This window comes from Pseudonocardia sp. C8, from assembly GCF_014267175.1.
GTDB lineage: Bacteria > Actinomycetota > Actinomycetes > Mycobacteriales > Pseudonocardiaceae > Pseudonocardia.
This window is the reverse complement of record NZ_JACMTR010000002.1, coordinates 6,017,943-6,039,492: the sequence shown is the minus strand read 5'-3', so window position 1 is coordinate 6,039,492 and position 21,550 is coordinate 6,017,943. Positions and strand designations below refer to the sequence as shown.

General features: G+C 75.0%; 17 protein-coding genes. 3 read left to right on the top strand and 14 right to left on the bottom strand.

Translation table 11 applies throughout. The features are described 5' to 3' along the window. Positions 1-92 precede the first annotated feature (92 nt). The 4 genes from H7X46_RS28685 to mftF form a co-directional block, all read right to left on the bottom strand. Entirely contained in the window at positions 93-944 is an 852-nt protein-coding gene (locus tag H7X46_RS28685; RefSeq protein WP_186362305.1) for a xanthine dehydrogenase family protein subunit M, read from the bottom strand. Next, positions 941-3,433 carry a xanthine dehydrogenase family protein molybdopterin-binding subunit gene (locus tag H7X46_RS28680; RefSeq protein ID WP_186362304.1) on the bottom strand — a complete coding sequence of 831 codons (2,493 nt, stop codon included), beginning with the start codon at positions 3,431-3,433 and terminating at the stop codon, positions 941-943. The genes H7X46_RS28685 and H7X46_RS28680 overlap by 4 nt, the downstream gene beginning before the upstream one ends. A 1-nt stretch (position 3,434) precedes the next feature. Beyond that, positions 3,435-3,956, bottom strand: a complete 522-nt coding sequence (locus H7X46_RS28675) for a (2Fe-2S)-binding protein (protein WP_186362303.1) — start codon at positions 3,954-3,956, stop codon at positions 3,435-3,437. Positions 3,957-4,237: 281 nt separating this feature from the next. Beyond that, complete coding sequence (mftF, locus tag H7X46_RS28670; protein ID WP_186362302.1) at positions 4,238-5,905, bottom strand: mycofactocin biosynthesis glycosyltransferase MftF; 1,668 nt, start codon at positions 5,903-5,905, stop codon at positions 4,238-4,240. Positions 5,906-5,995: 90 nt separating this feature from the next. Between mftF and H7X46_RS28665 the strand changes: the two genes are divergently transcribed. Beyond that, positions 5,996-7,120 carry an alkaline phosphatase family protein gene (locus H7X46_RS28665; protein ID WP_186362301.1) on the top strand — a complete coding sequence of 375 codons (1,125 nt, stop codon included), beginning with the start codon at positions 5,996-5,998 and terminating at the stop codon, positions 7,118-7,120. Between the two features lie 10 nt (positions 7,121-7,130). On the opposite strand, the gene mftE is transcribed toward H7X46_RS28665, so the two are convergent. Genes mftE through mftA form a run of 6 tightly spaced genes read right to left on the bottom strand, consistent with a single transcriptional unit; the run spans position 7,131 to position 15,298 of the window. Then, positions 7,131-7,847 (bottom strand): mycofactocin biosynthesis peptidyl-dipeptidase MftE, encoded by a 717-nt coding sequence (gene mftE, locus H7X46_RS28660; protein WP_186362300.1) that lies wholly within the window; start codon positions 7,845-7,847, stop codon positions 7,131-7,133. A 17-nt stretch (positions 7,848-7,864) separates the two neighbouring features. Continuing rightward, a complete protein-coding gene (locus tag H7X46_RS28655; RefSeq protein WP_186362299.1) occupies positions 7,865-9,382 on the bottom strand; it encodes an MFS transporter in 1,518 nt (505 codons plus the stop codon). A gap of 17 nt (positions 9,383-9,399) precedes the next feature. Continuing rightward, entirely contained in the window at positions 9,400-13,686 is a 4,287-nt protein-coding gene (locus tag H7X46_RS30300) for a mycofactocin system FadH/OYE family oxidoreductase 1 (RefSeq protein WP_370589037.1), read from the bottom strand. Then, positions 13,644-14,861 (bottom strand): mycofactocin radical SAM maturase, encoded by a 1,218-nt coding sequence (mftC, locus tag H7X46_RS28645; RefSeq protein WP_186362298.1) that lies wholly within the window; start codon positions 14,859-14,861, stop codon positions 13,644-13,646. The genes H7X46_RS30300 and mftC overlap by 43 nt, the downstream gene beginning before the upstream one ends. Positions 14,862-14,868: 7 nt before the next feature. Continuing rightward, a complete protein-coding gene (gene mftB / locus H7X46_RS28640; protein WP_186362297.1) occupies positions 14,869-15,222 on the bottom strand; it encodes a mycofactocin biosynthesis chaperone MftB in 354 nt (117 codons plus the stop codon). Beyond that, entirely contained in the window at positions 15,212-15,298 is an 87-nt protein-coding gene (gene mftA / locus H7X46_RS28635) for a mycofactocin precursor MftA (protein WP_186362991.1), read from the bottom strand. The genes mftB and mftA overlap by 11 nt, the downstream gene beginning before the upstream one ends. A gap of 212 nt (positions 15,299-15,510) precedes the next feature. Between mftA and H7X46_RS28630 the strand changes: the two genes are divergently transcribed. Further along, positions 15,511-17,034, top strand: coding sequence for an ABC transporter substrate-binding protein (locus tag H7X46_RS28630; protein WP_186362296.1), 1,524 nt, complete (start codon positions 15,511-15,513; stop codon positions 17,032-17,034). 55 nt (positions 17,035-17,089) lie between these two features. Here H7X46_RS28630 and H7X46_RS28625 read toward each other — a convergent pair whose 3' ends face one another. The 4 genes from H7X46_RS28625 to H7X46_RS28610 form a co-directional block, all read right to left on the bottom strand. After that, complete coding sequence (locus tag H7X46_RS28625) at positions 17,090-17,974, bottom strand: universal stress protein (protein ID WP_186362295.1); 885 nt, start codon at positions 17,972-17,974, stop codon at positions 17,090-17,092. A gap of 84 nt (positions 17,975-18,058) precedes the next feature. Further along, on the bottom strand, positions 18,059-18,802 hold the full coding sequence (locus H7X46_RS28620) for a CbtA family protein (RefSeq protein ID WP_222131467.1): 744 nt from the start codon (positions 18,800-18,802) through the stop codon (positions 18,059-18,061). Beyond that, on the bottom strand, positions 18,802-19,014 hold the full coding sequence (locus H7X46_RS28615; RefSeq protein ID WP_186362989.1) for a CbtB-domain containing protein: 213 nt from the start codon (positions 19,012-19,014) through the stop codon (positions 18,802-18,804). Before H7X46_RS28615 ends, H7X46_RS28620 begins: the two co-directional genes overlap by 1 nt. A 104-nt stretch (positions 19,015-19,118) precedes the next feature. Further along, a complete protein-coding gene (locus tag H7X46_RS28610; RefSeq protein ID WP_370589036.1) occupies positions 19,119-19,976 on the bottom strand; it encodes a siderophore-interacting protein in 858 nt (285 codons plus the stop codon). A gap of 235 nt (positions 19,977-20,211) precedes the next feature. Between H7X46_RS28610 and mdo the strand changes: the two genes are divergently transcribed. After that, positions 20,212-21,504, top strand: a complete 1,293-nt coding sequence (gene mdo / locus H7X46_RS28605) for an NDMA-dependent methanol dehydrogenase (RefSeq protein WP_186362293.1) — start codon at positions 20,212-20,214, stop codon at positions 21,502-21,504. Positions 21,505-21,550 lie beyond the last annotated feature (46 nt).

The window sequence follows — 21,550 nt, the reverse complement described above, 5'->3', positions numbered from 1 at the left end:
TCTCTCACTGCCTCCTCGAAAGGGCCGGGAACAGACGGGGCGCCCGTCCGGGAGGTCCCGGACAGGCGCCCCTTCCCGTGCGTCGTCGGCGTTCAGCCGGCCGCAGCCAGCACCGCTCGCCCGGTGAGCACCTTCGCCAGGTGCTCACGGTAGTCGGCCGCGGCGTCCGCGTCACTCGGAGCGGACGTGCCCTCGGTGGCGTGTTCCGCCGCCGCCTTCGCGACGTCCGGACCGGCGGCCTGCCCGACCAGGGCCTGCTCGACGCCGGTCGCCCGGATCGGCGTGCTGCCCATGTTGGTCAGGCCGACGCGGGCCTCCGCGACGGTGCCGCCGTCCACCTTGAGCGCGACCGCGACCGCGACCATGGACCACGCCTGCGCCACCCGGTTGAACTTCTCGTAGTGGCTCTTCCAGCCGGTGTACTTCGGGAACCGGACCATCGTGAGGATCTCGCCCTCGCCGATCGCGGTCGTGAAGTAGTCCTGGAAGAACTCCCGCGCCGGGACCAGCCGGGTGCCGCCCGGCCCGAGGATGACGAACTCGGCGTCCAGCGCGAGGGCGACCGCGCCCAGGTCACCGGCCGGGTCGGCGTGCGCGAGCGCACCGCCCAGCGTGCCGCGGTGCCGGACCTGCGGGTCGGCGACGGTCTCGGTGGCCTGGGAGAGCAGCTCGACGTGCCGGGTCACCAGCTCGTTGCGCATGACCTCGTGGTGCGTGGCCATCGCACCGATCATGACGAACTGGTCGTCCTCGCCGATCCGCCGGAGCTCCGGGATCCCGCCGAGGTCGATCACGGTGGACGGTGCGGCCATCCGCAGCCGCAGCACCGGCAGCAGGCTCTGCCCGCCGGCGAGGATCTTGGCGTCCTCACCGGCCTGCTGCAGCGCCTGGACGGCCTCCTCGACCGACGAGGGCCGGACGTAGTCGAACTTCGCCGGGATCACTGGATCTCTCCCTGGGGGTTGTTCGGGTCGGACTGCTTCGGATCGACCGAGCCGAGGCCGCCGCCCGGTGCGTGGGTGTCGCTCGGGGTCTGCTGCACGCTCCGGCCCTTCGCGACCTGCAGCGCGCGCCAGACCCGCTGCGAGGTCGTCGGCATCTCGATGTCGTCGACGCCGAGGTGCCGGACCGCGTCCAGCACACCGTTGACGATCGCCGGGGTGGACGCGATGGTGCCGGCCTCGCCGACCCCCTTGACCCCGAGCGGGTTCGTCGTCGACGGCGTCGACACCGTCTCGGTGGTGAAGCTCGGCAGGTCGGCCGCGGACGGCAGGGTGTAGTCGACGAACGTGGCGTTCACCAGGGTGCCCTGGTCGTCGTAGTTCGCCTCCTCGAACAGGGCCTGCGCGATGCCCTGGGCGAGGCCGCCGTGCACCTGCCCCTCGACGATCAGCGGGTTGATCACGTTGCCGATGTCGTCCACGCAGACGTACTTGCGCAGGTTGACCCGGCCGGTCTCGGTGTCGACCTCCATCGCGCACAGGTGCGTGCCGTGCGGGAAGGAGAAGTTCTCCGGGTCGAACACGGCGTCCGAGTCCAGCGAGGGCTCCATGCCCTCCGGGTAGTCGTGCGCCATGAACGTGGCGAACGCGATCTCCTGGATCGCCTTGCCCTTGTCGGTGCCCCGGACGGTGAACTGCCCTCCTCCGAACTCGATGTCGTCCTCGGACGCCTCCAGCAGGTGCGCGGCGATCTTCTTCGCCTTCTCGATCACCTTCTCGGCGGCGTTGACGATCGCGATGCCGCCGACGACCAGCGACCGGGAGCCGTAGGTGTCCAGGCCCTTCGGCGCCACCTGGGTGTCACCGTGCAGGATCTCGACGTCCTCGAACGGCACCCCCAGCTTGTCCGCGACGATCTGGGAGAACGCCGTCTCGTGGCCCTGGCCGTGGGCGGAGGCACCGGTGGTGACCTCGACCTTGCCGGTGGCCAGCATGCGGATGTTGGCCGCCTCCCAGCCGCCTGCGCCGTAGTCGAGCGAGCCGAGCACCCGGGACGGGGCGAGGCCGCACATCTCGGTGAAGGTCGAGATGCCGATGCCCAGCTGCACCGGGTCGTTGTTCCGCCGCCGTTCCTCCTGCTCGCGGCGCAGGCCGGCATAGTCGAACAGCTCCATCGCACGCTGCGTGGCCTGCTCGTAGTTGCCGGTGTCGTAGGTCAGGCCCACGACGGTGCTGTACGGGAACTCCTCGTGCTTGATCCAGTTCTGCTCGCGCAGCTCGATCGGGTCCCGGCCGAGCTCGACGGCGAGCTCGTCCATCATCCGCTCGATCGCGAAGGTGGCCTCCGGGCGGCCGGCCCCGCGGTAGGCGTCGGTCAGCGTCTTGTTGGTGAAGACGTTGGAGCAGGTGAACTTCAGCGCCGGGATCTTGTAGATCGCGTTGAACATGAACGCGCCCAGGATCGGCACGCCCGGCCCGACCAGGCCCAGGTATGCACCCATGTCGGCGTAGAGGTGGACGTCGAAGCCGGTGATGGTGCCGTCCTTGCGGGCGGTCATCACCAGGTCCTGGATCTGGTCCCGGCCGTGGTGCGCGGTGAGCATGCACTCGCTGCGGGTCTCGGTCCACTTGACCGGCCGGTTCAGCTTCTGCGCCAGCAGGACGCAGAGCATCTCCTCGGGCAGCACGCCGATCTTGCCGCCGAAGCCGCCGCCGACGTCCGGGGCGATGACACGCAGCTTGGACTCCGGGACGCCGAGGGTCACCGTGGTCATCGTGCGCAGGATGTGCGGGACCTGGGTGGCCGCCCAGATCGTCAGCTGCTCGCCGGTCGGGTCGACGACGCAGGAGCGCGGCTCCATGAACGCCGGGATGAGGCGCTGCTGGCGGAACCGCCGGCGGACGACGACCTGGTCCGGGTCGGACTCGGCAGCACGGATCGCCTCGGCCACGTCACCGCCGGTGCCGGCCTGCGCGGAGTCGAACACCCAGGTCGCGGACACGTTGGTGCCCAGATCGGGGTGCACCAGCTCGGCGCCGTCCTGGGCGGCGGCCTCCATGTCGAGCACCGGGTCGAGGGGCTCGTAGTCGACGTCGACGAGCTCGGCGGCGTCCCGGGCGGCAGCGGCCGACCGGGCGACCACGACGGCGACGCCCTCACCGGAGAAGTTCACCCGGTTCGTGGCCAGCACCGGGCGCTGCGGGGCCTTCTGGTCCGGGGTGACCGGCCACGCGCAGGGCAGCCCGATCTCCTCGGCCCCGAGGTCGGCGGCGGTGTAGACGCCGTAGACGCCGGGGGCCTTCTCGGCCTCGGACTTGTCGATCGAGTTGATCGTCGCGCGCGCGATCGTCGACCGGACGACGGCGATGTGGACGGTCCCCGTCGGCGTGATCGAGTCGGTGTAGCGGGAGCGACCGGTGATCAGGCGCTGGTCCTCCTTGCGGACCCGCGCCTTCCCGATCTCGGTGGTGGGTTCGGCGGTCGTCGTCAACTCAGTTCCCTCCCCCGGCGACCGGGGCGGCCTGCTCGGTGGGACGGGCCGCGGCGGCCGGCTTCATGTTCTGCGCCGCGGTCTGGACCGCACGGACGATGTTCTGGTAGCCGGTGCAGCGGCAGAGGTTGCCCTCGATGCCCTCCCGCACCTCCTGCTCGGTGGGGTCGGGGTTGTCACCGAGCAGATCGACCGCAGCCATGATCATCCCCGGTGTGCAGTAGCCGCACTGCAGGCCGTGGCACTCGCGGAACGCCTCCTGCACCGGGTGCAGCTGGCCGTCGCGGGCGAGACCCTCGATCGTGGTGACCTCGCAGCCGTCCGCCTGGACCGCGAGCACCGAACAGGACTTCACGCTCTGACCGTTGAGGCTGACGGTGCAGGCACCACAGTTGCTGGTGTCGCACCCGATCAACGTTCCCGTCTTGCCCAGCGTCTCCCTCAGGTACTGCGCGAGCAACATGCGGGGCTCGACGTCGTCGGCGTAGTTCACGCCGTCGACGGTGACCCGGACCTCTGTCATGGACTCTCACTCCTCGTACGCGACCACGCGCTGGCCTGTGGCGACGCCCACATCTCACTCCCGATCTTCCAGGGGTGCAAGGAGAGCGGCCGGACGGCCGAGTGCCGGGTGATCGTCAGGTCGAGCGCCTGACCGGGTCGCCTCCGAACCCTTCCCCGCACGCGCGGGTCGCCACACCGCACCGGGCCCGCAGAAACGGATCCACCAGGCAATCGGAATCACCCGTTCAGGCCACCCCGGACGGAGTGGTCCCCCCTCCTCGGATCAGGGCAGCCTCGCCTTCATCGCGACCGCGGGCCAGGCCCGCCCGGGCGGAGCGGGGCCGTCGTGCGGTGCCGCCAGGCGCCCCACCACAACCCGGCGCCGTAGGCCAGATCGTCCAATCGGTGCGCGACCAGGTGGGCGACCGCCGGAACCCGCACCCGCCGATCGTGGTCGCGATGCAGCCACCAGTCCGCGACTCCCTCGGCGAGCGCGGCCACCACGACCGCGCGCCGGGCCCGCGACGAGAACGGGCACGCAACCGCCGCGACCGGCCAGAAGTGCCGGGTCAGTGCCGAGGCGGTCTGCCACAGCGCCCCGGACAGGCCGAGCAGGGTGAGCCGCGCGGCGCTACGCCGGGGATGCTGGAGGCGGGTCAGCTTGCGGGACAGCCGTTCCGTCGCCACGGCGGTGACCGTCGCGGCGGCGGCCGTCGTGCCGCGGCGCTGGACGAGCAGGAGCAGGCAGACCGCGGCGGTCCACGGCGACAGCACCATCGGCGGCACCGCGCCCGGGTGCCGCAGCGCCAGCGGTGCCGCACCCGTGCCGTAGAAGGCCTTGCGGCGCAACCACTCGGCTGGCCGGGTGCGGTGGTCGTGGGCGACCCGCGCGGTCGGCTCGAACCGCATCGCCCATCCGGCGGCATGCATCCGCAGGACCAGGTCGACGTCCTCGGCGACGTGCAGGGCGGGGTCGAACGCGCCGCCCGCCCCGGCCACCGCCGTCACCCGCACCAGCATCGCGGCACTCGGCACGTAGGCGACCCGGGACCGCGGGACGATCAGGGCCGGCTCCGGACCGAGGTCCAGCGAGGACCGGACCGCCTCGTAGCGTCCGACCACCCCGCGGAGCCCGGCCCCCGTCTCGGGGTCCAGCGCGACGATCCGCGGGGCGACGAGCCCGACGGCCGGGTCGGCCAGGTGCCCGAGCAGCGGCTCCAGCCAGCCCGGCTCGGGGACGACGTCGGAGTCGAGGAACACCACGTACGGCGTGCGGGCCGCGGCGAGCCCGGCGTTGCGGGCCGCGGCGGGCCCCTGCGGGCGGTCGTGCCGCAGGACGGTGCCCCCGGCGGCCCCGACGGTGCGGCGCAGCGGCTCCGGGTCCGCCGACCCGTCGTCGACGACGACGAGGCCGCCCGGCTGGTCCGGACCGTTCCCGACCGGCCCCAGCGCGGCGAGCAGCCGGTCGAGCGGGCGGTCCTTCACCGGGACGACGACCGTCACCTCGCACGGCCGGACCGCGGCGGGGGTCCCCGCGTGCGGGCCGGCCGCAGCGGGGCCTCCCGGGACCGGGTGGGCAGCGTCGGCGGGCGCCGGGGCCGGGTGGGCAGCGTCGGCGGGCGCCGGGACCGGGTGGGCCAGCCCGGCATCGAGCAGGGTCCGGGCGAGCGCCCGGTGCACGGGCCCCTCGACGACCAGCGGCGCGCCCGGTGCGGGCAGCAGGGCCCTGGCCGTCGCGGACAGGTGGACCAGCCGCGGCGGAGCCCCGCCGAGCAGGGCAGCGCCCCCGTCGATCCGGCGGGCGCGGCGGTCCAGCACGATCCGGAACCCGTCGGGGAGCCGCCGGTCCGCGGGGCCCGTGTCCGCTCGGTGTTCCCCGGTCGCCGGGGCCGCGGGGCCGGATCCGCCGCGGGGCCCGGGAGCGTCGGGGGGCTCGGGGCCGTCGGGGAGGGTGTCGGCAGCGGTCACCGGGCGAGCCTTCCATCCCGGCCGCTCCCGGGTCGACACCCGGATGCGCCGGCGATCGCGCAACACCTCCCTCCCCCGCACACTCGTCGCATGACCGCCCTCCTGCCCCGCTACGGTGTCGCGACCCTGGCCGACGTCCTCCCCGCCCTGCTGCACGCGATCGGCGCGCCCCTCGACGAGCGCCCACCCGCCTTCGCGCTGCCGCCCGCGCGGGCCGCGGCCCTGCTCCTCGTCGACGGCCTGGGCCACGAGCTGCTGCACGCGCACGCCGAGGACGCACCGGTGCTGGCCGGGCTCGCCGACGCCGGCCCGCTGACCGTCGGGTTCCCCTCGACGACCCCGATCAGCCTCACCTCGCTGGGCACCGGGCTCCCGCCGGGCGCGCACGGCACGCTCGGGCTCCGGTTCCGGGTGGACGGCAGGCTCCTCGACGCGCTCGGCTGGTCGGAGGACCGCAAGGACCTGCGGGACAAGCTCGTCCCGGAGCAGGTGCAGCCCGAACCGACCGTCCTGGAACGGGCCGCGGCGGCGGGTGTCACCGTGCGGTCGGTGTCCCCTCTGGAGTTCCGGACGTCCGGGCTCACCCGGTCGGGCCTGCGGGGTGGCGAGTACCGGGGTGTGGCCGCGCTCGGCGACCTCGCCACCGAGATCCTGTCGGGTCTGGACGGGCCCGGCCCGCGGCTCGTCTACGCCTACCACGCCGACCTGGACAAGGTCGGCCACCTGTACGGCCCCGGGACGCCGGCGTGGCGCTGGCAGCTCCGCCAGATCGACACGCTGGCCGGGATGCTGCTCGAGGTGCTCCCGCCGGGGACGCTGTTCGCCGTCACCGGTGACCACGGGATGGTCACGGTCGACCGGATCGTCGACGCCGACGCCGAACCGGCGCTGCAGGACGGCGTCGCGCTGCTCGGCGGCGACCCGCGTGCCCGGCACGTCTACGCCCGCCCGGGCGCGACCGACGACGTGCTGGCGGCCTGGCGCGCGACGCTCGGCGAGGACGCCCGGGTGGTCTCCCGGGAGGAGGCGGTCGCCGAGGGCTGGTTCGGCCCGGTCGGGGACCGGGTGCAGGACCGGATCGGCGACGTCGTGGCCGCGCTGCACGGCACGGCGGCCGTGGTGCGGCGGCAGGCCGAGCCCTACCTGTCGTCGTTCCCCGGGCAGCACGGGTCGTTCACCGCGGCCGAGCAGCTCGTCCCGCTGCTCGTGCGCTGACCCCGGACGCTCACCGGGGGACCCGGAGCCGCCCGGTGCCCGGGTCGGGCTCCCAGACGGCGATCGCCGCGCGCGCGGCCGCGACGATCGCCGTCAGCAGCTCCCGACCCTCCCCGGCGGACGCCCCGGCCGGGTCCCCCAGCACGCCGTTCGGGCTGACGGCCGCGACACCGCGCGCCTGCAACGCGTCGATCACCTCGCGCAGCGGCCGGGTGTCGCCGGCGACCGCCCGGTCGGTGCGGACCCGGTCCGGGTCCAGGTGCGCCAGCAGCGACGTCTCGTAGCGCCCGGCGTGCGCGTCCAGCGGAACCCCCGGGACCCTGGCCACGCACGGAAGCCAGGCGGCGTCGCGCCCCTCCCCGCGCAGCCGGGTCACGGCCGCGGTCAGTGCCGCCACGTTGCCGCCGTGCCCGTTGAGCAGCACCAGCCGTGTGGCCCACCGGCAGGCCGACCGGCCGTACTCGACCAGCACGGTGCGCAGCGCCTCCTCCCCGATGGAGACCGTCCCCGGGAACCCCTCGTGCTCCCCGGCCGCGCCGTAGGCCAGCGCCGGGGCCAGCACCAGTGCCGGGTCGCCCGCCTGCAGGGCCGTCCCGACCGCGGACGCGACGGCGGTGTCGGTGCCCAGCGGCAGGTGCGGTCCGTGCTGCTCGGTCGAGCCGACCGGGACCAGCAGGGTGCACGGCCGGTCCACGAGGTCCGTCCACGTCAGATCCGCGAGCAGCACGGGTACAGCCTGCCCGGTCACGCACCGGTCCGGCGCAGCGCGGTCAGTGCCAGCGCGACCGCACCCAGCAGCAGGCCCGCCCCGAGCAGGCCGACCGCGGAGAGCCCGGCGCCGAACGCCTCCCGGGCCGACGAGAGGAGCGCTCCGGCGAGATCGCCGGGGAGCTCCCCGGCCGCGGTCACCGCACCGGCCAGGCTCTCCCCGGACCGGGCGGCGGCCACGGCCGGTACCCCGGGCGGGACCACCAGCCGTCCGGTGTAGACGGCGGTCAGCACGCTCCCGGTGACGGCGACGCCCAGCGCCACCCCCAGCTCCCCGGCGGTCTCCGAGATCGACGCCGCCGACCCGGCCCGTGCGGTCGGCACCGACCCGATCACCAGGTCGGTGGCCAGCACGCCGATGGGGCTCAGCCCGAGCACCGTGCCGCACATCAGCGCGACCAGCGCGACCGGGCCGGAGCCGGTACCGGTCAGCCCGACCAGCAGCGCACCGAGCGCGGCCGTCCCGGCGGAGGCCGCGACCACCGCCGACACGCTGAACCGCCGGGTGAGCGCGGGCGTGAGCAACGAGCCGGCCACGTTGACCCCGGCGAGCGGCAGCATCCAGACGCCGGCGACCAGCGCCGAGGTGCCCTCCACCAGCTGCAGGTACTGCGGCAGGACGAAGAACAGCCCGTTCACCGCGACCAGTCCGATCAGGAGCACCGCCACGGCGGCGGTGAACGCCGGGCGGGTGAACAACGCGATGTCCAGCAACGGGTCCGGGAGCCGCCGCTGCCGCCGCACGAACAGGACACCTGCCAGCATGCCGACCAGCGCAGCGATCAGTACCTGCAGGTCGGGGCCGTACGCGGCGAGGTCCTTCACCGCGAGGACCAGCGGCAGCATCGTCGCGAGCGAGAGCCCCACGCTCGGCATGTCCGGACGGCCGGTCCCGGTCCCGCGCTCCTCCGGCAGCAACCACCGGCCCACCGCCAGGAGCAGCAGCATCGGCGGGACACCGAGCAGGAACACCGCGCCCCACCAGAACGCGTCGAGCACGACGCCACCGATCAGCGGGCCGAGCGCGATACCGGCCGAGAAGGTCGTCATCCACACCGCGACCGCGAACCGGCGCCGGCCCGGGTCGGGGAACATCGTCGAGATCAGCCCGAGCGTCGAGGGCATGAGGGTCGCTCCCGCGACGCCGAGCAGCGCGCGGGCCGCGATCAGCAGCTCGGCGGTGGGCGCGAACGCAGCGACGACCGAGGCGAGCGCGAACGCCGCCGCCCCGGCCAGCAACAGCCGGCGGCGCCCGATGCGATCGCCCAGGCCACCCATGGTGATGAGGAACCCGGCGATCAGGAAGCCGTAGATGTCGAGGATCCACAGCTGCTGGGTGGCCGACGGCTGCAGGTCCGCGGCCAGCGTCGGCGCCGCAAGGTAGAGGACGCTGACGTCGAGCGCGAGGACGAGCAGGGGCAGGGCGAGCACGGCCAGCCCGATCCAGGCGCGGGGCCCGGCACGGTCGGCGGCGGCGAGAGGTTCGGTCGGCATGGCGGGGACGCTAGAATCTAGACTTGACTACAGGTCAAGACACTTGCTCCCTCCCGGATCGCCGCGTCGACGCGGCGCGGGGCAAGGGCGTCCCCGATCCGGACGACCGTACGGGGCCCACCCGGCCGGGGAGGACCGCCGCCGGGGTCGGACCGGAACCGCCCGGCGCACTGCAGCACGCGGGGCACCGCGGGCAGGGCGGTGACGACCGCGGCGACCTCGCGGCGCTCGGTGCGCCCGGTCGGGTGGTGCAGGAGCTCGACCGTCCTGCTCTGCTCACCGGTACGCGCCACCCCCAGCACCACCCGGTCGGTGCGGCAGCGGATCCCGGCGGCGTGCGCGCGCCGCCGGAAGCCCTCGCGGTCCAGGGTGAGCCCGAGATCCTGGCCGACGACGAGTGCCGCCGTGACGATCTCGACGTCGTGCCCCCGGGCCGCGAGCAGCTCGGCGGTCGAGGTCGCCTCGTGGAACCCGGTCCCGTCGACGACGAGCACCGCTCCGGCCGGGAGCCGGGCCCCGGCCAGGACGTCGTCGGCCGGGACCGTCAGCCGGTCCGGGTCCCAGTGCGGCACGGCCGGCTCCGCCCCGGTCGCGAGCACGACGGCGTCCGGGCCGTGCTCGGCGACGACCTCGGCGTCCACCCCGGTCCCGTACCGGACCTCGGCGCCTGCCTCCTCCGCCGCGCGCACCAGGTCGGCGACCACGTTCCCCAGCTCCGCACGGCCGGGTGCGGCCGCGGCGAGGGTGAGCCGCCCGCCGGGTCCCTCGGCGCGTTCGGCGAGCAGCACCCGGTGGCCCCGGCCGGCGAGCGACGCGGCGGCGGACAGCCCCGCCGGCCCGGCGCCGACCACGAGCACCCGCCGGGCGCCGCGCCCGCCGGAGCCGGTGGCGCCGCGCCCGTGCAGCAGCGGACCGGTCGCGGCCGGGCCGGACGCCGCGGTCGCAGCCGGGCCCGCGAGCACGAGCCGCTCGCGCCCCGCCTCGGGGTTCACCACGCACCCCAGGGGCAGGTTCATCCCCACCCGCCCGATGCAGTCCTGGTTGCACCCGACACAGCGGCGCACCGGGCGCCCGACCAGCGCCTTGGCCGCGAACCCGGGATCCGCGATCTGTCCGCGGGTGACGCCGACCAGGTCGCACTCGGCGCGCTCCAGCGCGGCCGCCGCCTGGTCCGGGGTCGTGAAGCGGCCGACACCGATCACCGGGATGTCCGCACCGGCGGCCCAAACGGCGCGGCGCAGGGTCGCGGCGAGCGGCCCGGCGTACCCGGCCGGCGTGTGCATGGAGGGCTCGACGAGGTGCAGCGTCGAGGTGGCGACGCCGATCGAGGTGGTGAGGTGGTCGACCATCCCGGTCCCGGCGAGGCGGCGGGCCAGATCGGCGCCGTCCCCGGGGGTGATGCCGCCCGGGACGCGCTCGTCGGCACCGATCCGCAGGCCCAGCACCGGGTCCGGCCCGATCGCCTCGCGCACGGCCGCGACGGCGTCCAGCACGATCCGGGCCCGGCGGGCGCGGTCGCCACCCCACGCGTCGGTCCGCCGGTTCGTCGCCGGGGAGAGGAACAGGCGCAGCAGGGACGCGTGCGAGCACTGCAGCTCGACGCCGTCGAACCCGCCCGCGACGCATCGCGCCGCGACGTCGGCGAACCCCGCGACGATCTCCGCGATCCCGGCCGCGTCCAGTTCGGACGGCACCTCGCGGAACATCGGGTCGGGCAGCGCCGACGGCCCGACGACCGGCTCCCGCGAGTACATCCCGGAGCCCTGCGCACCGTTGTGGTTGAGCTGGGCGAGCACGACCGCGCCGTGCCCGCGCACCGCCTCGGTGAGCAGGCGGTAGCCCGGCAGCACGGCCGGGTCGTGGCCGCGGATCAGCCGCTCGTACGGCCGGTCGTGCGGGTGGACGGCGTGTTCCTCGGTGATCACCAGCCCGGCGCCGCCCGCAGCCCGGGCCGCGTAGTAGGCCGCGTGCCGCGCAGTGGGCAGGCCGCCCTCGGCGAACCCGGTGAGGTGCGCGGTGAAGACGATGCGGTTCCGCAGCTCACGCCGGCCGAGCCGCAGCGGGGCGCCGAGCCCGGCCGGGGTCGCCGCCCGCGCACCGGTCGCGCCGGCAGTGCTTCCCCGAGCGGCCGGCTCGGAACGGTTCGGCCGCGGAGCGGGCCGTGCGCCGGCCACCCCGGCGACCCGGCCCGTGGCGATCCCGAGCGCGACGCGGCGGCCCTCCCGGACGGCCTCGGCGAGCGTCCTCGGGGCGACCCGGTCCCCGGCGCTCCACCGGCCGGGCGCGTCCGGGAGGGTGCGTTCGGGCAGCCGGGACCCGCAGTCGACGACGGCCGCGCACGCCACGCGCGTCGCCGCACCGGTGTGCACGTCGGCGAGCTCGGCGATCCCGCCGGCGACCCCACCGACCTCGGTGAACACGGCCCGGACGACGCCGGCGCGCTCCAGCCGGGCGTTCGCCGGTGCCATGTCGCCGCACCGCCCGAGCTGGTGCCCGGCGACGGCGTCCGGCGTGGACAGGGTGACCGCGTACCCGGCCGACGCCAGCAGCTCCGCGACGCCCGGCCCGGTCCAGTCCCCGAGCGGGTCCCGGACCAGCACCGGCGCGCCCATCGGGACACCGCGCGCCCCGAGGACCGTCCGGACCGCACGCGACGGGCAGTCCGCCGCGTTCCGCGGAACGCGCCCGGGCCCGGGCAGCGCGCCCGCGACGGCACCGGCGAGCTCCGCCGCCGGGAGGACGGGGACGTCGGCGTCGTACCCGTGCGGGCCGGGCCGTGACCCGGTCGCGAGCACCACCAGCTCCCCGCGCGACTCGGCGGCACGGACGCCGGCGTCGTCCACCTCGGAGGAGAGCTCGACGTGGACGCCGAGCCGGGCGAGCTCGCGCGCCCACCAGGCTGCGGGCAACGCGAGGCGAGCGCGGCCGGGCAGCACCGCGGCAGCGTGCAGCAGCCCGCCCAGCCGGTCGGAGCGCTCGTGCACGGTGACCGGGTGCCCGCGCAGGGCGAGGGTCCACGCCGCTTCCAGCCCGGCCGGCCCACCCCCGACGACGAGGACGGGCCGCGGCGCCGGGTGATCGACGATCGGGCACGGAAGGCGGCCGGATCCGGCCGGTTCCGGTGCCCGATCGTCGATCATGCGCGGTCCTGCGGGCGGCTCGGTGCGCTCGTGCCCCGACCGGGGCTCCAGCTCGTCCCCGACGACGGGGTTGCGCGGATCCCGGGCCGCGGCGAGCGCGTTCGTGAGCAGGCAGGGCCGGATCCGCTCGGGCGTCCCGGCGCGGGCGAGCGCGACCAGTCCCGGATCGGCGATCTGCGCTCTCGTCATCTCGACAAGATCAGCGTCTCCGCAGGTCAGGGCGTCGGACGCGACCGAAACCGATGCGACGCTCCCGGCCAGCACGACCCGGGCCGCACCTCCCACAGCTCTGCGCACCTCCGCGCACCGCCCCCGCAGGAACGCCTCGGGCGTGTGCAGGTCCGGCCGGGTCGCGCCGACGGACGGGCCGCTGCCGACCACCGGGACGAGCAGGTCGACGTCCCCGGTGACCTCCCGGGCCAGTGCGAGGCCGTCACCGAACCGGATGCCGGCCCACGGCGCCAGCTCGTCGACGCACAGCCGCAGCGCCAGCAGCGGGGCCGGCCCGATCGCGTCCCGGACCGCGGCCAGGACCTCGCGCAGGAGCCGCGCGCGGTCGCGGCCGTAGCCGTCGGTGCGGTGGTTGGTCAGCCCGGAGCAGAACTGGCGGAGCAGCGAGTGCTGCCCCGCGGAGATCTCCACACCGTCCACGCCGGAGTCCACGGCGGACCGGGCGGCGGCGGCGAAGGCGCGGACGACGGCGTCGATCTCGGCGGATCCCATCGCGACCGGGGTCTCGCGGGTCACCACGTCCGGGACGGCGGACGGCCCCCACAGCGGGTGCCCGGAGTGCGCGGACGTCCCCTGCCCGCCGGCGTGCGCGAGCCCGGCGAGCACGAGGGTCCCGTACGGCCGGCACGCCTCGACGACGGCCACCCATCCCGGCGCGGCCGCGGACGCGGCGGGGGCGTAGGCGTAGGGGTGGTCGGAGGGGTGCACCGACGCCGGCTCGACCACGATCAGCCCCGCCCCGCCGGCCGCGCGGGCCGCGTAGTACGCCGCGTGGTCGGCGGTGATCTCCCGGCGGGCGTTGCCGAGGTTCGTCTCGTGCGGGCCGAACAGCACCCGCGACGGGGCCCGCCGGCCGCGCAGGACGGCGGGCCCCGTCAGCAGGCCGGCGGTCAGTGCCCGGGGCTGAACCCGGCCAGCGGGTTCTCGTCGCACGCCCGGTCCGGCCGCCGCGGCGGCGGGGCCAGGGACAGCATCGTCGGCTGCTTCGGCGTGCGGGAGTTCCGCGGCGCCGACCGGGAGTGGTCCACGTCGGATTTCGGGATCACCGTGTCCGCGTCGCGGGCGGCCAGCATCTGCTCGCCGTAGCCCTGCACGCATTCCGGGTCCGGGCCGTCCAGCGGCAGGCCGGTGAAGAACTTCGCCGCCATGCAGCCGCCCTGGCAGGCGTCGTAGTGGGCGCACGACGTGCACGCCCCGCCGGTCTGCGGCGAGCGCAGGTCCCGGAAGAGCTCCGAGTTCGCCCACACCTCGGCGAACCCTCCGGTGTCGCGCACGTTGCCGGCCAGGAAGTTCTCGTGGATCGCGAACGGGCAGGCGTAGACGTCGCCCACCGGGTCGATCAGGCAGACCACCCGGCCGGCCCCGCACAGGTTCAGCCCGGGCAGCGCCTCGCCGTAGGCCGACAGGTGGAAGAACGAGTCCCCGGTCAGCACTGGGTTGTCGGCTGCCGCCGAGCGTTCGACCAGCCAGTCGTAGAGCTGCTTCTGCTGGGCCTGGGTCGGGTGCAGCTCGTCCCAGACGTCCGCGCCGCGCCCGGACGGGCGCAGCCGGGTGATCCGCAGCTGGGCGCCGTACTTGTCGGCGATGGCCTTGAACTCGTCGAGCTGGTCGACGTTCTCCCGGGTCATCACCACCGAGATCTTGGGCCGGTCGAACCCGGCCTCGGCCAGGTTCTCCAGTGCCGTGATCGCGGTGTCGAACGACCCGGGCCCACGGACGTGGTCGTTGACCTCGGCCGTCGCGCCGTCCATCGAGATCTGGATGTCGACGTAGTCGGTCGCGGCCAGCTGCGCGGCCCGCGCCTTGTCGAGCTTGACGCCGTTCGTCGAGAACTTGACCCCGACGTCGTGCGCGATGGCGTAGTCCAGCAGCTCCCAGAAGTCCGGGCGCACGGTCGGCTCGCCACCGCCGATGTTGATGTAGAAGACCTGCATCCGCTGCAGCTCGTCGATCACCGCCTTGGCCTCGGCGGTGGTCAGCTCGCGCGGGTCACGACGCCCGGAGCTGGACAGGCAGTGCACGCACGCGAGGTTGCACGCGTAGGTGAGCTCCCAGGTCAGGCAGATGGGCGAGTTGAGGCCGTACTGGAAGTGATCGACCAGCTTCACGGGCACCTCACTGTGTGGTGGACGGCTCGGGGGTCTGGCGGGCGACGATGGTCCGGGACGCGAACAGCCCGGCGAGCGCCTTCAGGTACGCCTCCCGCTGGGACTCCGGGACGCCCGCGGCCTCGACCGCGGACCGGGCGTCGGGGTGTTGCTCGAGGCTCGTGACGACCTCGACGAGCTGCGGGGTCTTGAGGAACGACAGCTTGCGGGTCACGAAGTCGTACACCAGTGCGCCGAACGGCTCCGGGCGCAGCGAGACGCTCTCGCTGACGCGGTACGGGGCCGCGGGGTCGAACACCGACCCCGCGGCCTCCTGCGGGCTGCTGCCCGGCACCGCGGCGTCGACCGGCTTAGTAGACACCGCACATGCCGTCGATGGAGACCTCCTCGACGAGGGTCTCCTCGACCAGGGCGTCCTCGGTCTGGTGCTCGCTCATGGGCTACCTCCGCTGGGTTCCGGCTCTCGGCGAGAGAGGTGGTGAGCCGCCCCGCCGGCCGACGGTGGCAGCGCGGCCGAACTTATTGGCACCCGGTGCCGCAATGCAAGATCCTGCGGCCACGCCCGTCCGTTCGGAGGGGCGCCCGTGAGTGGTTGGGAGGGCCCCGGCCCTCCCAACCACTCACGGGCCGCCTGCGGCAGGCTGTGCGGGTGCCACTGAGCCGACGGGCCTTCCTGCGCGCCACCGGGGCCGCCGTCGCGGCGGCCGGCCTGCCGGCACTCGCGGCCTGCGGCGCACCGGCCGCGCCCGCGACGTCCCGGCTGACGGTCGCGTTCGCCGGGCTCGGCCCGCTCGACGTCCCGGATCCGCACGTCGTGTGGCGGCCCGTGGACCGGGCCCGGGCGGCCGCCGTCGCGGACACCCTGCTCGTGTGGGACCAGGAGATGCGCCCCGGCCCGCACCTGGCCGCGTCCGTGGGGCCGGACCGCACCGGCACCCGGTGGCGGATCCGGCTGCGGGAGGTGATCGCCCACGACGGCCGGCCGCTCACCCCGGCCGACGTGCTGGCGTCGTTCCGCCGGATCACCGACCCGGCGACCCGCGGGACCGCAGCCGCCCTCCTGTCACATGTGGACCTCGACGCCAGCCGGGCGGTCTCGCCGACCGAGCTGGAGATCGTCCTCGGCACCCCCGACTTCCTGTTCCCGCTGGTCCTCGGCGCGCCCGGGACCGGGATCGTCCGCGGCGGCCGCGGCGACGCCCCGGTCGGCACCGGCGCGTTCCGGGTCGCCGGCCGCGACCGGGCCGTCCTGACCCGGCACGACGCGCACTGGCTCGGCCCGGCACACCACCGCGAGCTGGAGTTCCTGGTCGACGACGACGAGGAGAACCGCTACCGGGCGCTGCTCGACGGGCACGTCGCCTACGCCCACGACCTGTTCCCGCACAGCGTGCGGCGCATCCTCGGCCGCACCGGGACCGGTGTCGTGTCCACCCCCGGCTCGGCGACCCGGTTCCTGGAGGTCGTCGGGACGCGGCGCCGGTCCGGCCCGCTCGACGACCCGCGCCTGCGCGAGGCACTCCGGCTCGGCATCGACCGCGACGAGCTCGTCCGCACGGTGCTGCTCGACCTCGGCACCCCCGGTGACGACCTGTTCGGGCCGGGGCTGGCCCACCATCTGGCGGGCGTGCCACCGGTCGTCCGCGACGTCGGCCGGGCCCGCGAGCTGGTCACCGCCGCCGGGGTGCGCGACACGACCGTGCCGCTGCTGCTCGACCCGTTCGACCCGCTGTCCCGCCGGGCGGCGGAGGTGCTCGCCGAGCAGCTGGAGGAGGTCGGCCTGCGCGTCGAGCCCCGCGAGCCGGCTCCGCCGGATGCCGCGCCGGTCCCGGGGATCCGGTTCCGCCGGGCTCCGGCCCAGCCGATCCCGCTCTACCTGCGCGCCGCCGCGCAGGGCGGCGACCCCGATCCCACGGTCGACGACGCCGGCTCGGGGCGGCGGGTCACCGCCCGGCCGGACGTGGCCGGGCTGCTCGCGACCGCCGCCGCCACCCCGGACGAGCGGGCCCGCGACGGCGCCCTGCGCCGGGCCCAGGCGCTGCTGCGCGACGCGGCGACGGTCTGGTCGGACGGCGCGGAGCACATCGGGGTCACCGCCGGCCTGTCCGGCGTGCGGCCCGCCCGGCCGGACACCGGCACGTGGGCCCGGTTCCACCGGGTCCGGCTCGGCTGAACGCGGGCCGGCCCGGTCCGGCCGGGGGATGCACCGGCCGTCCGCGCGCCGGTCGTCAGGCCGGGGCCCGCTCGCCACGGGCGGTCACGATCGCCACCGGACACTCCGCGTCGTGCAGCACCGACTGGCTGACCGAGCCCAGCAGCAGCCCGGCGATCGCGCCGCGCCCGCGCGACCCGGTCACGAGCAGCCGGGCTCCCCGCGCGGCCCGGACCAGGGCCGGGATCGGGTGCGCGTGCACGAGCTCGGTCTCGATCCGCAGCTCCGGGTACCGGGCGCGCCACGGCTGCACCGCGGCCTGCAGCTCCGCGTCCACCTCGGCCTCGACCTGGTCCCACGGCACCATGTCCATGATCCAGGCCTCGGCGGTGTCGTGGGTCCAGGCGCGCACCACGTGCAGGGTCGCGTCCCGGCTCGCCGCCGCGGCGGCCGCGAACGCCAGCGCGGCCCGCGCGGGCGGTGAGCCGTCGAACGCGGCCACCACCGGCCCGTCGTGCTCGCCCTCACCGCGGACCACGACCACCGGGCACGGCGACAGCGCGCAGATCGCCCGGGACGTCGACCCGGCCAGCAGACCGGAGAACCCGCCGTGCCCCCGGCTGCCGACCACCAGCAGCTGCGCGGTCTCCGCCTCGGCCAGCAGGACCTCCCGGACCGATCCGGAGCGGACCACCTGGGAGACGGGCACGTCCGGGGCGACGGCGCGGGCCTCGTCCGCGTCCGCCGTCACGAACCCGCTGACGTGCTCGTGCAGGCGCTCGCGGTCCCGGTGTTCCAGGTCGGCCAGCCGGGCCAGCGGCCGGAACGCCGCCCAGTCCAGCACCCCGACCAGGCGCAGCGGCGCAGCGCGGCGCGCCGCCTCGCGGGCCGCCCAGCGCACCGCCTCGGTCGCCGGACCGGAGCCGTCGACCCCCACGATCACCGCTGCGTCCCCGCTCATGGCGACCCCCTGTCCTCGTCACCGGCAGGGTCCGAGTGTCCCGCCACGCCGTCCGCGCGGCGAGACCCCGGACGGTGACACCGGTCAGCCGACCGCGGCCCGGCCGGGGCTCCCGGTCCGAGCGCCGGCCCGGCCGCCGGCGAGCGAGCCGAACACCGCCGCCAGCACGCCCCACAGGACGGCGTGACCACCGAGCGCGGCCATCCGGAAGTCGTACAGCACGGGGGCCGGGAAAGCGGGCGGTGTCTCGGCGAACGCCGGCAGCAGCGCCCCGAGCACGAGCATCACGACCAGGTACCCGCCGGTCGCGGCAAGGGTGGCGGTCCACCAGCCCGCCCGCTCGGCCAGCCGCCGGGCGACCACGACCGCCGCCACGGCGAGCAGCACCGACGCGACCACGAACAGCAGGTGCAGCCCGGTCCGGGCGCCGATGGTGTCGTCGTCGGTCGCCGCAGGCGGGTTGGCCGGGTACTTCACCATCGGCACCAGGATCGCCGAGACGAACCCGAGCACGCTCACCAGCACCGCGGTCCCGCGTGCCCCGAGCGGGCCGAGCCGGCCGCGGGCGACCGCGTACGCCAGCGCGACGATCCCGCCGACGACGATGCCGAAGACGGCGTGGGCCACCCCGAGCCCGAGCCCGGCCTGGACGCCGCGCCCCACCAGCTCCTCGTGCTGGTGCTCGCCGGCCGCGTGGGCCAGCGCGTCCTCGAAGGCGAGCCCGGCCTCCAGGGCGGGCTCGCCGAACACGCGCGCGAACACGAAGGCGGCCAGCCCGGCCACCAGGCCCGCGAGCATCCCGCGGACCAGCAGCGATCGCACGATCATCAGTGGCACGGGAAGGCCAGCAGGTGCCGGCCGTCGTGGACGAACTCGTGGATCATCTCGCCGGGCACCAGCGAGGTGACCCCCTGGTCCAGGCCGACCAGGTACAGCAGCACGAGCAGTCCGGTCCCGGCGAACAACGCCCACGGCGCGATCTCCCGCAACGGGATCGGCGCGGGTACGGCTCCCGGCACGTCGGCGACGGCGTGGGTCATGACCAGCTCCCTCGGCTCATACATCTGAACAATTGCGCGGATGTATGGTCGTTCCGATGCCGGAGGGAGTCAAGCGAGCAGCGGAGCCGTGACCGGAGCCACCGTCACCCGGTCGTACCTGCGGCCTCCATCTGCTCGGTCGCGTCCGCGACGTCCTGCTCGGTGGGCGCGTCGTCCTGGGTCAGGTCGCGACGCCAGTACCCGGTGAAGGCCACCGCCCGCTTGTCCAGCCCGCGCTCCCCGACCAGGTGCCGGCGCACGGCGCGCACCGCCGAGGCCTCACCCGCCACCCACGCGAACACCTCCCCCGCGGGGAGCCTCACCGACCGGACCGCATCGATCAGCGACGCCGGCCGGTGCACCCAGTGCACCTCCACCTCGGCCGGCGAGGACAGCTCCTGCTGCTCGGCGGCGTCGGCGACCTCGATCACCGCCACCGCGCGCACATCGGGCGGGAGCGCCTCCAGGGTGGCCGCGATCGCGGGCAGCGCGGTCTCGTCGCCGGCGAGCAGCCGGACCGCCTGCCCGGACGGGCTCCGGTAGCCGGCGACGGCGGGCCCCAGCACGCCGAGGACGTCGCCGATCGCCGCCCGCGCCGCCCACCGGCTCGCCGGGCCGGAGTCGTGCGAGCCGTCGCCGTGCAGCACGAAGTCGATCACCATCCGGCCGGCGTCCGGGTCCAGGGCCCGCACCGTGTAGGAGCGCATCCACGGGCGCCGCTCCTCCGGTACCGCCAGGTAGCGGGCGTACCAGCCGCCGATGCCGCTGCCGTCCTCCGGGGCGGCGGGGACCTCGGGGGTCCCGCCGTCCCGGGCGAAGAACAGCTTCACCTGCTGGTCCGGGGCGATCGACCGGGCACCCCGCCAGCGGTCGGACGCGCAGGTGATCCGGCGCATCCGCGGGGTGAGCGGCTCGACCCCCACCACCCGGCCGATCGTGTACGGGGGCAGGGGCTGGGTCACGGCGCCTCCAGCGCGGTCGCTCGAGTTAGGTGAGGTGAACCTTAGCCGATGCCGGGACGGACCGGCCCGGTCACGCCGGCGCCGCCGGGTCCGGCACCGTCCCGTCCCCCTCCGTTCGGAGGGGGTTCCTGCCCGGACTCCCGAGGGGTAATCGCGATCATCTCTGTGCCGGCGACCACGCGCGGTCCTACGGTCCGGTTTCCGACCCATCCGCCTGGCCGATGAAAGGGCTGACATGCAGGTAGACGAGCTGCTCAAGCCGTTCCCCATCAAGGAGTTCCACCCGTTCCCCCGGGCACTCATGGGTCCCGGCTCGCACGAGCTGATCGGCCCCGAGGCCCTGAAGATGGGCTTCAAGAAGACCCTGGTGATGACCTCGGGCCTGCGGGGCACGGACGTCGTCCACAAGATCGTCGAGTCGATGAAGTACCACGGCCTCGAGGTCGTCGTGTACGACCAGGTCGAGTCGAACCCCAAGGACTACAACGTCATGGACGCTGTGGGCCTCTACCAGCAGAACAACTGCGACTCGTTCGTCTCGATCGGCGGCGGGTCCTCGCACGACGCCTGCAAGGGTGCGCGCGTCTCGGTCGCCCACGACGGCCGCAACGTCAACGAGTTCGAGGGCTTCAACAAGTCCGAGAACCCGGCGAACCCGCCGCACATCGCGGTCTCCACCACGGCCGGCACCGGCTCGGAGACCTCGTGGGCCTACGTCATCACCGACACCACGACCGACCCGGACAACCCGCACAAGTACGTGGCGTTCGACGACGCGTCGGTGACCTCGCTGGCCATCGACGACCCGGTCCTGTACTACGACTGCCCGGTCGACTACACCGCGCAGTGCGGGTTCGACGTGCTCGCCCACGCCTCCGAGCCCTACGTCTCCCGGCTGAACTTCCAGCCGTCGCTGGGCAACGCGCTGCACGCGATCAAGCTGACCGCGCAGCACCTGCGCCAGGCGGTCTGGAACGGCCAGGACCTGGCCGGCCGCGAGGGCATGATGTACGCGCAGTACATCGCCGCGCAGGCGTTCAACTCCGGCGGCCTCGGGATCATCCACTCGATCTCGCACGCGGTGTCGGCGTTCTACGACACCCACCACGGCCTGAACAACGCCATCGCGCTGCCGCGCGTGTGGGCGTTCAACATGCCGGTCTGCTACGAGCGGTTCGCCGACATCGCCGAGGCGATGGGCATCGACACCCACGGCATGACCAAGCCGCAGGCCGCCGACGCCGCGCTCGCGGCCTCCATCCGGCTGCTGCGCGACGTGGGCATCCCGGAGAAGTTCGCCGACGTCACGCAGGACACGTACTCGAAGAACCGGCTGGGCAAGGGCCCGACCAAGTTCTACGAGAACGCGCCGAGGATCATCGGCGACGACGCCGACATCGACCGGATCACCAACCACGTCCTGGGTGACGCCTGCACCCCGGGCAACGCGAAGGAGTGCACCTTCGAGACCGTCCGGCCGGTCGTCGCGCACTCGATCAACGGCGACCTGGACGACCTCCTGACCTGATCGTCCGGCCAGTCCGCCCAGTCCACACCAGCGGGCCCACGCCACT